This is a genomic window from Dapis hubbardiae BLCC-M172 (assembly GCF_050016015.1).
Lineage (GTDB): Bacteria > Cyanobacteriota > Cyanobacteriia > Cyanobacteriales > Microcoleaceae > Trichodesmium.
The window spans coordinates 45,009-56,618 of record NZ_JBNHEQ010000277.1 but is presented as its reverse complement, the minus strand read 5'-3'; the positions used below and the strand labels follow the sequence as shown (position 1 = coordinate 56,618).

8 protein-coding genes are annotated in these 11,610 nt (G+C 35.2%); 5 read left to right on the top strand and 3 right to left on the bottom strand.

Features of this window, described 5'->3' with window-relative positions:
* Positions 1-816 precede the first annotated feature (816 nt).
* Entirely contained in the window at positions 817-1,074 is a 258-nt protein-coding gene (locus ACP6PK_RS26015; RefSeq protein ID WP_426563952.1) for an NUDIX hydrolase, read from the bottom strand.
* Between the two features lie 58 nt (positions 1,075-1,132).
* Here ACP6PK_RS26015 and ACP6PK_RS26010 point away from each other — a divergent pair, with 58 nt between their 5' ends.
* Positions 1,133-1,735 (top strand): alpha/beta fold hydrolase, encoded by a 603-nt coding sequence (locus ACP6PK_RS26010; RefSeq protein WP_426563950.1) that lies wholly within the window; start codon positions 1,133-1,135, stop codon positions 1,733-1,735.
* An 884-nt stretch (positions 1,736-2,619) separates the two neighbouring features.
* Here ACP6PK_RS26010 and ACP6PK_RS26005 read toward each other — a convergent pair.
* Positions 2,620-4,461, bottom strand: a complete 1,842-nt coding sequence (locus tag ACP6PK_RS26005; RefSeq protein WP_426563948.1) for a pentapeptide repeat-containing protein — start codon at positions 4,459-4,461, stop codon at positions 2,620-2,622.
* A gap of 986 nt (positions 4,462-5,447) precedes the next feature.
* On the opposite strand from ACP6PK_RS26005, the gene ACP6PK_RS26000 reads away from it, so the two are divergent.
* The 3 genes from ACP6PK_RS26000 (at position 5,448) to ACP6PK_RS25990 (ending at position 9,398) form a co-directional block, all read left to right on the top strand.
* Positions 5,448-6,806, top strand: coding sequence for a hypothetical protein (locus tag ACP6PK_RS26000; protein ID WP_426563946.1), 1,359 nt, complete (start codon positions 5,448-5,450; stop codon positions 6,804-6,806).
* Between the two features lie 902 nt (positions 6,807-7,708).
* Positions 7,709-8,719, top strand: coding sequence for an RNA polymerase sigma factor, RpoD/SigA family (locus tag ACP6PK_RS25995; protein ID WP_426563944.1), 1,011 nt, complete (start codon positions 7,709-7,711; stop codon positions 8,717-8,719).
* A gap of 220 nt (positions 8,720-8,939) precedes the next feature.
* Positions 8,940-9,398, top strand: coding sequence for a hypothetical protein (locus ACP6PK_RS25990; protein ID WP_426563942.1), 459 nt, complete (start codon positions 8,940-8,942; stop codon positions 9,396-9,398).
* Between the two features lie 982 nt (positions 9,399-10,380).
* Here the strand turns inward: ACP6PK_RS25990 and cobO are convergent.
* A complete protein-coding gene (cobO, locus tag ACP6PK_RS25985; RefSeq protein ID WP_094670837.1) occupies positions 10,381-10,989 on the bottom strand; it encodes a cob(I)yrinic acid a,c-diamide adenosyltransferase in 609 nt (202 codons plus the stop codon).
* Positions 10,990-11,365: 376 nt separating this feature from the next.
* On the opposite strand from cobO, the gene ACP6PK_RS25980 reads away from it, so the two are divergent.
* Positions 11,366-11,515: a hypothetical protein gene (locus ACP6PK_RS25980; protein ID WP_426563940.1), complete on the top strand. Its 150-nt coding sequence runs from the start codon at positions 11,366-11,368 to the stop codon at positions 11,513-11,515.
* Positions 11,516-11,610 lie beyond the last annotated feature (95 nt).

Here is an 11,610-nt window from a genome sequence, read left to right as displayed (position 1 = left end):
CCTGTTGCCTGTTGCCTGTTGCCTGTTGCCTGTTGCCTGTTGCCTGTTGCCTGTTGCCTGCGCACAGCGCTATAGTTGATATTCATTAAGAGTATTAGCTAGTAGGTGTTAGGAAAAATACTAATAGACCTCTGGTGAAAAAGATATATACTTTTGGCAAGAGTAGGGAACAGGGAACAGGGAACATATTTTTAGGAAAAAGGTACGAAAAATGATTTAGGTAACTGAATTTGACAACTCTAGCTTATGTTAAATCAAGGGTAAGTTTATTTTCTGGAGATGTCTAATAAACTATAGCAATTCGCCCATTGATTGTGAAAATTTTTATAATAGTTAATTTAAGCTGAAAATATGAGTAAATTCTGACTCCTAACTGCCACTAAAATATTACAACCATCGAGGGAATTGCTATATTCATTTTGCCCCCTAACTATAATTTCCTCTTGCTATTTGCGCAGCATTCCGCATAAAAATTGATATAGCATAAATTAACAATAAAAGGTTTGAATTTGCCACTCTAATAACAAAGCACGACACTGAAGACAAGTTAAATCCTCAAGTAAATTATGAACACCTGATTTTGTGGTAGGATAGACAGCGCCCAATAATTCGTTGGATATTGATACTGTGGAGTCTATTTTGGCAACAAAACTTTCATTAATGGATAATGGATAATGGATAATGGATAATGAATAATAGATAATTACCTTTTTAACAATTGATGCGGAGCATTCCGTCAGGAAAACGCGGAGTGACTTGAATTGGTTTTGCGGAGGATGGCAAACGGAAAGCTTTGCGGAACGCTTGCCATAATTATCAATTATCAATTATCCATCCACCAGGAAAATCTAAAGTTTTCTTTCCCAGACCAGGGCGATATGTAGCAATAGGTAATAATAACTGCTCGGATTGAATCGTTAATATAATTACAGAATCAGCCTTTTCTACCCGCCAATAATCAATAATTTGTCCTTGGTTATCTTGCAAATGTTCACCAATTAAGGTCATCCAAGGAGAGCGAATTTCGACAAAACTGTTTGGGTTTTCCCTAGAATTTTTGTTAGTAATATTCATATTTAATAATTAGTTTTTATTGTACGATTTAAAATAATAAAATTGGCCTCAATAAATTATGAATACCCATATTAATTCTCAATATCTACATCTGGAAAATGCTCGGATTCATTACCTAGAAACTGGCCAAAAAAATTTAGTTAGTGTTTTGTTGCTACATGGAGCAAGTTTTACTGCTCAGACATGGCAAGAAATAGGTACTCTCGATCTTTTGAGTAAGCAAGGTTATCGAGCTGTTGCAGTAGATATTCCGGGTTATGGTCGTTCCCAAAGAATATCAGTTTCTGGCTTAGGTTTTTTGCGAGAAATATTAAATAATTTAAACTTAAATTTGCCAATTTTAGTATCTCCTTCTATGAGTGGCAGTTATAGTTTGCCTTTTGTGATTAATTATTGTGATAAACTAGGAGGTTTTGTCGCAGTTTCCCCTGTAGGAATTGAGCGTTTTCAGGAAGAATTAAAAGGAATTAATTTACCAACATTAGCTATTTGGGGAAGTAATGATCGGATAGTACCTGTAGCACAAGCTGATTTGTTAGTAGAATTAATGCCAAATTCTCAAAAAGTTATTCTGGCTGATGGTGGCCATGCTTGTTATATGAGAAAAACTGAAGAGTTTCACAAACATTTAATTAAATTTATTGAGGGTTGTAGAAGTTAGTTATCATAGAATATCAAATTCCGATAATTAGTTATAAATAAAATATCTTAATGTTTTGCTATAGAAAGGCTATAGTAGAAAGATAAATAGTCTGAAATTATCGACTATTCCTGACTTTTATACTCTTCCTTTCTAAAAATTATTGTGTTTATAAGTAATAAGAGCGAAGTTGATATAAATATGTAGGAGTTGGTTAAAATAGAAATATGAAATGATTAAACTTTAACAAAAATGCCTGCGTAATTTTAGTTTGTGGTGAGAATCCTCAGTAGCACTTAAATTATTAAGTAATTAACACAGGCGCATGGAACTTTTTTGATAATTATTAGGTAGTTAGCGTTAATTAGGGTTTGCTGATTAAATATAAAACCATTGAGAGATAAAGGTTTTAGCCTTTTTAGGTCGGTTAAAAGTACGCCTGTTTCAGCTCTTAATGCTCAAAAAGTTAGTATTTTTAGCAAGAGTTGGGCAAAAAAATTACTCCCCTACTCCCCTACTCCCCCGCTCCCCTACTCCTTAAAAAAGACTTTTTCAGCAAACCCTAATTATTCATATTTTTACTTCTCCCCTACTCTCTCACTCCCCTATTCCCCTGCTCAATAAAATGTAGAAAAGTTTTTGAGAAATGATATAAATTCTTCCTTTTATAGCGTTTCTCAAGTTACTGAGGTAAAGTTGTTTTTCTGATTTTCTATTCCCACAAAACCCTAATTACTACTCCCAAAAAAAACGAATTTTGTGCCTCATGCTTTTTGGGAATTGCTATATTAGTAATTTAAGGATGGGTATTCCTGCATTGTAATGGTGAAGATATATATTTTTTAATTTCTTCCCACACTCCCCACACTCCCCACATTCTCTCTACCATTACTATGCACCACCACCTAAGGATGAATACTACCATCTGGCATGATCGCACCTTTGAGGTCAGTATCTCGGAAGTTTGCACTCTCCAATTTTGCACCGCGAAGGTTGACACCACGAAGATTTGCACCCCGTAAATAAGCTTTGCTAAGGTTAGCATTAGTAAGATTTGCACCCCGTAAGTCAGCACCTTCGAGAGAAGCTTCACTAAGGTTAGCATCCTTCAAATAAGCACCTAATAGATTAGCATTTTCTAGATGACTCCCTTCGAGATTAGCACCTTCTAGGTCAGCATTCTCTAAATTAATACTACGATAGCTATGACCTTTGTGCGCGGAGAGTATAGTATCTTTTAGATTAGCTTGTTTTAATGTCGCTCCCTTGAGGTTAACACCATCCAACTGAGCATTTTCCAAATTAGCATTTTCCAAGTTGGCATTCTCTAACTCAGCTCTAAATAAATTAGCTCCCCAAAGATTAGAATTTTTGAGGTTAGCATTTTCTAACTTGGCATAACCTAAATTAGCACCCCAAAAATTAGTATATTGGAGATTTGCTTTATTGAGGTTAGCATCCCAAAGATTAGCATATCCTAAATTTGCCCCCCAGAGATTTGCAGAGTGTAAATCTGCGTACCTAAGTTTAGCACCTCTAAAATCAGCATCTGATAAGTTAGCATTTGACAAATTAATTCCTGCCAAACTTGCTTTCCATAGTTCTGCATTTTTGAGAACGGAATTATTGAGGTCGGCACCATCTAGAGTAGCATCTTTGAGATTAACATTCTTCAAGTTAGCATAGGCTAAATTAACATTACTTAAGTTACACCGAGGACACTGACCTGTTTGTAATAGCACTTGTTGCAAATGTTGTTTTCTCCCATTTGAACGAGATACTTCTACTTGGTGTCGAGTTCTTAACCATTTATTTTCACCCCAGGTTGTTAGTGCTGCAATGGTACTATAAAGTGCTATGAGACATAGACCAATTGTTGCTGCTCCGGTAAAGATTTTCTTGGGTTTTTGCGTGCCAAATTGTATTTTTTGAGTTGTTGTATTTTCTGAATTACCAAGAGAGTTAAGCTTTTTGAGAGCAATTTCAGCATTGGGAAAGCGAGATTTTAGGTTTGGTTCCACCATTTTTTCTAGCCAATTAATCAATGCTGGTTCTACCTTCGGCAGCAATTTTTTGAAATTAATTCGATAGTTATCATTGATTAGCTTACCAATATCACTAGATTTTGTATTGGTTAACAAACAGATTAAAGTTGCACCTAAACTGTATAAATCTGATGCTTCAGTTAGTTCCCGGTTAAACAACTGTTCCGGTGGCATAAATCCTAGAGTACCTTTCACTGCACTACTAACTGCTACATTGCCATACCCACTGCGGGCAAACCCAAAATCTACTAAGTAAACTTTTAGTTGAGTACCATTTCGTTCAACTAAGATATTTTCTGGTTTAATATCCCGATGAATAATTGGCGGTACTTGCTGTTGTAGGTAAACTAAAACTTCTAATACTTCTTGAGCAATTTGTTTGATTTCTGCTACTGTCCAAAATTGAGTTTGGGCAAGAGAGGCAGCATTTTTGTACTCTTGGACTAAGCAAAAGCCATTTTCTGTCTCAAATGAATCAAGATAACGGGGAATACTAGGATGATTTAGTTGTTGTAGCAGTTCAATTTCTCTATAATAACTTTCGTATTCTGCCCAATTGGCAAATTGATATTGTTTTGTGACAACGGGTGTCTCGGTGGTAGTATCAGTTGTGAGATAAGTAATTCGACCTCCAGTTTGATTGCAACCTAGTTCTTGTTTAACTTGATAACGTTGGTTAAAAAATTCTGGGAGATTCATCATAATTAGGGATTTTTATGGATAATTAGTACATTAAGTAGGAAGTTAACTCTGCAAACATTGTAGCGTAGAGTTAGTTATTACATACCTGTTCCAAGATACCGATACAAAACTGGAAAAATATTCATAAAGACTATATAATCGAACCTTGATACTCTCGTCGTCCTACTTATTAGCTTTATGTTATCAGTATTAAGACTTACGCAAAATAACCTATTTTTGTCATTATTTATTAGGTTGTGCATCAGTAAAATGTCGGATAAGTCGCGTAGGGGTGGCCAATATAATCTAAAAGCACTGATATATAAAGGTTGAGCGCCCACATGGTCGCGAAAAAAGTGCAAATTTTTTAGCCTTTGAGACTAAAAAGTTAGCACGAAAGGCAGACACTTCCCAAAAAGATACAGGTACAATTATTTCTCCTACTTTCGAGTGTCTCCCCACACGGACCACACGGACCACACTTCCTTGACGCACTACCATTTATTACTAAACCGGAAAGGTGTAACAATTTTTAACCCTCTGAGTAGAGTAGCTATGAATCTATGATTTATAGCAACAGCCAGGGCGATTAGGACATAGACTGATGATGAATCAAAGACCACGGAAACACTTTTCCCACTGTTCCCTGTTCCCTGTTCCCTGTTCCCTGTTCCCTGTTCCCTGCTATAGTTTGGCAATAGAAGTAGTATCAAAAATATTGTCAATTTTTATACCTTGATTTTTTAAGATAAGATAAAGTTGCTTTCATTGTTCAGTAAAATTACATAGAACATTGCTTAAACTTGATTAAGTGTATCACTTTTTTGATTATGTCTATCTTTAAAATTGTTGTATGAAAATTTTCTGATTATGCCACAGATAGAAACTTTTTTTACCATAGACAAGTCTGATCTTAATAAGAATAGCAGTTTCTTAAGTTTAAAAGATTTCACAAATCCTTAAAAAACTTAATTAGTTATCAACATAATTCAAAAAAAATATTAACAATGGATGTATTAAACCAACTTCAAGTGATTTTTTCTGATAACAGTAACGATAGTATCAATGGAGCAATTCCTATAGGTACTCTATTTCCAGAAATACCTATAACTAGCTTGGGGACAATAAATGATTTTGACCCTGTAGACTTCTATCGCCTCACAGTCGATCAACCCTTAACTTCAGGAATTGCCCTACAAAATCTTACTGGCGATGTAGATGTAGCAGTATTAGATAACAATGGTAACCTAATTGCTCGTGGTGATAATTTAGGGGCATCCAATGAAGCATTTCAGGCAACTTTCTCTACTCCTGGTGAATATTTCATCGATGTTTTTCAAACTGCTCCTGGTATTGCTAGTGACTATGAGTTAGCTCTATTTCCTGGTAGTGCTAATGTTAATGTTGATCTGAATACTACTGACAACAGTAATGATAACCCAAACACACCAACTTTTTTGGGTACTCTAGTTCCACAAGCAGCAGCAATAAGTCAGCTGGCAACAATCAATGATTTCGATCCTGTAGACTACTATCGCGTCACAGTCGATCAACCATTAACTGCGGGAATTGCCTTGCAAAATCTGACTGGCAATATTGATGTAGCAGTATTAGATAGCAATGGTAACTTAATTGCTCGTGGCGACAACCTGGGTGCATCAAATGAGGCATTTCAAGTAGCTTTCTCTACTCCCGGTGAATATTTGATCGATGTTTTTCAGACTGCTCCTGGTATTTCTAGTAACTATGAGTTAACCTTATTTCCTGGTGTTAGTATTATTCCTCCAGCACCTCCAGTACCTCCAGTACCTCGAGTACCTCCAGTACCTCGAGTACCTCAACCAGTAAATATTAGTATTGATGGTTTCATAGACAACACTGATGAAGCGGTGAGAAATCGTGAAAATACAGCTTTCGTTTTTAAAGAAGATTATTTGTTAAACGCTACAGCAAATACTCCACTAACAATCGGTCTGATAAGCAATAATCCTGGTTTTGACCCTCTATTAGAGATATATCAAATTCCTCAAGGTTCTCTATTAGAATCTGGACAGGGGCAGATAATTGCAGCTAATGATAATGGTGATGGTGGTGTTAATGGAAGAATTGGACCAGGAGTAGTATCAGATATTCCAGGGGTTTCTTCACAGTTAACTCTCTCACCAGAATTTAACTATTTGTTGCGTGTTACTTATACAGAGCTACCTTTGATTGGAAGTTTTACCTTAGATGCAAGTGTTGATAATGGTTTTGTTAGTTTGACTAGGGTATTCCTCGGAAATCCTATAGGAGAAACAATAGGAGAAACAATTATTGGAGGAGATCCGTTCATCAATGGTTTGTTTAATGAAGGAAACTCTTTCTAACTACTCACAATAACTTGGTACATTTTTAGGGACACAGTAATATTGTGTCTCTATTACAATTATTATCCACTTAATACCATTTCTCAAAATTTTTATTTGATTGAGTAGGGGAGTAGGGGAGTAGGGGAGTGGAGGAGAAGAAAAAATAAAGAATAATTAACATTAACTTACCTAAAATCACTAAAACTGAAGCGTTACCTAAGTATAGCATTAATGCATGGGAATTGGTATTAGACCCAATTATTTTGATAAAGGGCACAAAAAACTTAAATTGATTTTTATGTTACAATGTAGTATATGTCCAATGATGCTCAAAAAATCCATAATTTTTGGGTAGTGTTTTTCCGGAGATTCTATGACAACAGAACTAAATTTTTAGCCTTCTTTGTCAACTATTGCAGAGAGTTCGGTTATCTCTCTGTTGCTATAGTTGCTTCTTAAGTATATCTTGAGCCATTATGGAATGGAGTAGATAGTTAACTAAATAAATAATAATTTTACCAAGGTTTTGCGGAAATTGAGAAAGATAAGTTGGAGTTAATCTCAAGTCCCTAACACTCTTAAGGAAAAATTAAGATTTTCTACCTATAGAATGAACATTTTATCCAGGAATTTAGTCTAAGCTTGTATTACAAACAAGAAAGGCAAACTCATAATCAGTTTAGTTTACATGGAAACTAAAATATAAATTTTATTAATAAAAATCATGTAAAAATTGAATTTGTCTTATGGTTCCATGCAAAAATCAAGATAACAAAGTTCAATTATAAAGTTTTTCCCACTTTATAGAATTTTTGGGGGATGGGCAAGCCTATCCTCATGTAGTTGTCTATATGTAGACTCCCACTATCAGGAGCAAATTATAACTACTGCAATATTTATTAAAGGAGTTTATTACAAAAATGTCAAAACTAAATCAAGAAAATAAAACTCAAAAGACAACTCAAACTAAATTTAGCGGTAGCCCTTACTCCTCAATGGATACAGTTCGTACTTATTTACATGAGATTGGTCGTGTACCGCTGCTAACTCGTGAAGAAGAGATTATTTATGGTAAGCAGGTACAGCAAATGATGCAACTGCTGGAGTTAAAAGAAAAATTAGAGGAAAAACTAAATAGAGCGGCAACTGGGCCAGAATGGGCAGAATATGTAACGCTAAGTGTAGAAACACTTCAGAAAGCAATGAAGCAAGGTCAACGTGCCAAGCAAAAAATGATTGAAGCTAATCTTCGCTTAGTAGTAGCGATCGCTAAAAAGTACCAAAAGCGAAATATGGAATTCTTGGATTTAATTCAAGAAGGTACTCTTGGTTTAGAACGAGGAGTAGAAAAATTTGACCCTACACGGGGCTACAAATTTTCTACTTATGCTTACTGGTGGATTCGCCAGGCAATTACTAGAGCGATCGCACAACAAGCTCGTACCATTCGCTTACCTATTCACATTACTGAAAAGCTCAACAAAATCAAAAGAGTTCAGAGAGAACTAATTCAGACTTTGGGTCGTAGTCCTACCCCTTCTGAAATTGCCCAAGCTTTGCAGCTAGAGCCTTCTCAAATTAGAGAATATCTTTTAATGGCCCGTCATCCTATTTCTTTAGATTTACGGGTTGGAGATAATCAGGATACTGAACTACAGGAACTTTTAGAGGATGAAACGTCTTCTCCAGATGACTATATCACTGGTGAGTTGTTGCGTCAAGACTTAAATACCCTACTGGGGGAATTGACCGAGCAACAACGTCGTGTATTGATATTGCGTTTTGGTCTTGAAGATGGTAAAGAGATGTCGTTGGCTAAAGTGGGAGAAAGACTCCAACTCAGTCGTGAGCGAGTTCGCCAACTAGAACATCAGGCTTTGGCCCATTTACGCCGTCGTCAGGCCAAGGTACGAGAATATGTAGCTAGCTAGGTATTAATATCTTTCTAGTATCGATCCCTCTATTTTTAATCTCAAATTGACACCATTCCTTGTGGAGATAGTTATCCTTAATGATTATCTCTATAAGGAATTTTATTTGACAAAAATAACTTTTGTTTTGGTTGAGAAAGTAACAAAAATTGTGAAAAAATAGACCTTTATGCTTTTATATGGGTATGATAATAATGTAGATAATAATTAAGCAATATTCGTGATTTTTAGGTTAGTGGCGATCGCAACCTACTCTATATTTACTTATGGTGTAGTAAATAGACCAATAATACAGTATAAATCTATTTCTGTTAAGCTTAAGGAAGAAAGGCCAAAGTTTTCTTCAGAAATAGACAATAATAATAGATTGCAGACTGATGGAATTTACCTTTTTGGTCAGTCTAGGCAGCCAGATCAAATTCAGAATGAGTATTTTGTCTTCAATTTGAAAAATGGTAAGGTAATAGGTGCTTTTTATCTACCCTATTCATCCTTTTACTGCTTTTATGGTATTCATCAAAAAGATAGTTTACAGGTAAAGGTTATAGATAGTTATAATAATAGCGCTTCTGACTACACAGTAGACTTGACAAAATATCACCGAATCGATCAAGTTAGCGATAATGATTTCCGAATATTAAAAAGTTGTCAAACTAACTATCAAGATTTAGTTTGGTAATAGAATATTATACCAAATATAAAAAATTTTCCTACATTTGATTGGGTAGAATAGCGGGGGAGCAAGGTGGCGATAAAAATAGTAAAAATATACAGTTAATGACTGATATAAAATCCGGTTATACAGTAATTGCAAAACTGCTTCTTCATTAAGACAAGTTTTCTATTAAATAGGAATTATATAATTTAATACTTCAAATCCAATATTTCTCCTAACTCCTGTACGGGCGTTAACGATAGTTATGCGAAGCTAACGGCCGTTTCGCTGCGCGACATGTTTGCGGAGCATTCCGTCAGGAAAACGCCCCTACGACTCCTGACTCCTCCGCAATACGATAACTAATTACCCGGATTATATATGACTGATAATTGTCAAAAATATTATTGAATCCTACTGATTAATTAATCGTTGAAGTCTGGGTTAAATGCTGAAATATAGTATTATTTTTAGTAATTGGTATTGTACCAGTTTGATAAATATTTCCTATTTGTAGCAAAGATTAAAAAGAACTACTTCCTTTTCCTTTTGATCTAAACTTATCTATCTAACTCGATCAATAAAATCTATATTTTTTATGCTTTTTTGGTTGATAAAGAAGAAACTTAAAGGAAAAAATCTCACACATTTTTCCTTCTTTTTACCTAAAAAAAAGGTATAAAGCCTTCTATTTCAAGAGAAAAAAGTGCTAGTGCCGCTACGCGGAAATCAAAATCCTGAAGGGTTGCGAGGCGACAGCCGTGGCAATCTCAAAATTCAAGCATTATTGATTGGTAAGGCTTTGAGAATTTTGTAACTGGTTAGTTATTTCTGCCATTCTGCACTAGGATATTTCCTTATATTCAATCTGATGGTTTTAACTAACTAGAGGTAATTATCAATTATCAATTATCCATTATCAATTATCAATTATCCATTATCAATTATCAATTATCCATTATCCATTATCCATTATCCATTATCCATTATCCATTAATGAACAATATTAATACTCAATACCAGGCTGCGCCTTTACACCTTGCTCTCTAAAAGGATGCTTAATCATCTTCATTTCTGTCACTAAATCAGCCCTTTCAATTAATTCAGAAGGGGCTCCTCTACCTGTAAGAATAATATGAGAATCTACTGGTTTTTCCTCTAAGCCAGTCAATAAATCTTCTAACTTTAAATAACCTAATTTTAGAGTAACATTAACTTCATCAAGCAAGACTAATTTAAAATCTGGGTTGCGGATAAAAGTTAAAGCCAAATTCCACGCTTCATAAACTTTCTGAATATCGCGATCGCGGTCTTGAGTTTCCCAAGTAAACCCTTCACCTAAAGCATGAAAAGATATTTGTTCGCCCCACTTGCTAAAAATTGCTTTTTCTGCCGGTTCCCAAGCACCTTTAATAAATTGGATAATTGCCACTTGGTAGCCATGGCCTAAACAACGCATTACCATACCCAAAGCTGCCGTAGTTTTACCCTTACCGTTGCCAGTATTCACAATAATTAAGCCTTTTTCCTGAGCAGCTTGAGATACTCGTTCTTCTTGTACTTGTTTACGGCGCTGCATTTTCTGTTTATATTGCTCTGAAGTTAGGGATGTCATTGCTAGATAATCTCAATTTTTACTAAGTAGAGTCTATATCATAATTAATATTAATTTGTCAATTAATATTAAATGACATTACCGAAAAAATAAGGTTTTCAGCCTCTCCTTTCAAGGAGAAAAAAGCGGTCGATCTTCGGAGCTTTCCGTAATATTATGTCCGGTAGCATTGGTATTGTCAGGTCAGGTTCATTAATGGATAATGGATAATGGATAATGGATAATTGATAATGGATAATGGATAATGGATAATTGATAATTGATAATTACAAGAAGGTTAAAACCGTTACGGAATTGAATATCGGGAAATATCCTAGCACTTTTTTTCCCTATCCAAGGGGAGGCTTCAAGGCGCGAATTATTTAATTATTAATAATTGGGTAAGGAAGAAGGAAGGAGGAAAAAGGAAGGAGGAAGGAGGAAAAAGGAAGGAGGAAGGAGGAAAAAGGAAGAAGGAGGAAGGTTTAAAAGCCTGAAAAAACTTAAGTTTCCTATAGAAGCCCTAACAGTATCTTTACAAAGGTGAAGGTTTTTGGCTCTTGAGTCAGGAGTCAGGAGTCAGAATTCAGAATTGGCGGAGATGGAGAAATAGAATAGAGGAAAAAGGTAAAATCTAAGCCC

Excerpts from the sequence above, each read along its gene's own strand:
- ACP6PK_RS26015 (WP_426563952.1), bottom strand. The coding sequence starts at position 1,074 with ATGAATATTACTAACAAAAATTCTAGGGAAAACCCAAACAGTTTTGTC.
- ACP6PK_RS26010 (WP_426563950.1), top strand. The coding sequence starts at position 1,133 with ATGAATACCCATATTAATTCTCAATATCTACATCTGGAAAATGCTCGG.
- ACP6PK_RS26005 (WP_426563948.1), bottom strand. The coding sequence starts at position 4,461 with ATGATGAATCTCCCAGAATTTTTTAACCAACGTTATCAAGTTAAACAA.
- ACP6PK_RS26000 (WP_426563946.1), top strand. The coding sequence starts at position 5,448 with ATGGATGTATTAAACCAACTTCAAGTGATTTTTTCTGATAACAGTAAC.
- ACP6PK_RS25995 (WP_426563944.1), top strand. The coding sequence starts at position 7,709 with ATGTCAAAACTAAATCAAGAAAATAAAACTCAAAAGACAACTCAAACT.
- cobO (WP_094670837.1), bottom strand. The coding sequence starts at position 10,989 with ATGACATCCCTAACTTCAGAGCAATATAAACAGAAAATGCAGCGCCGT.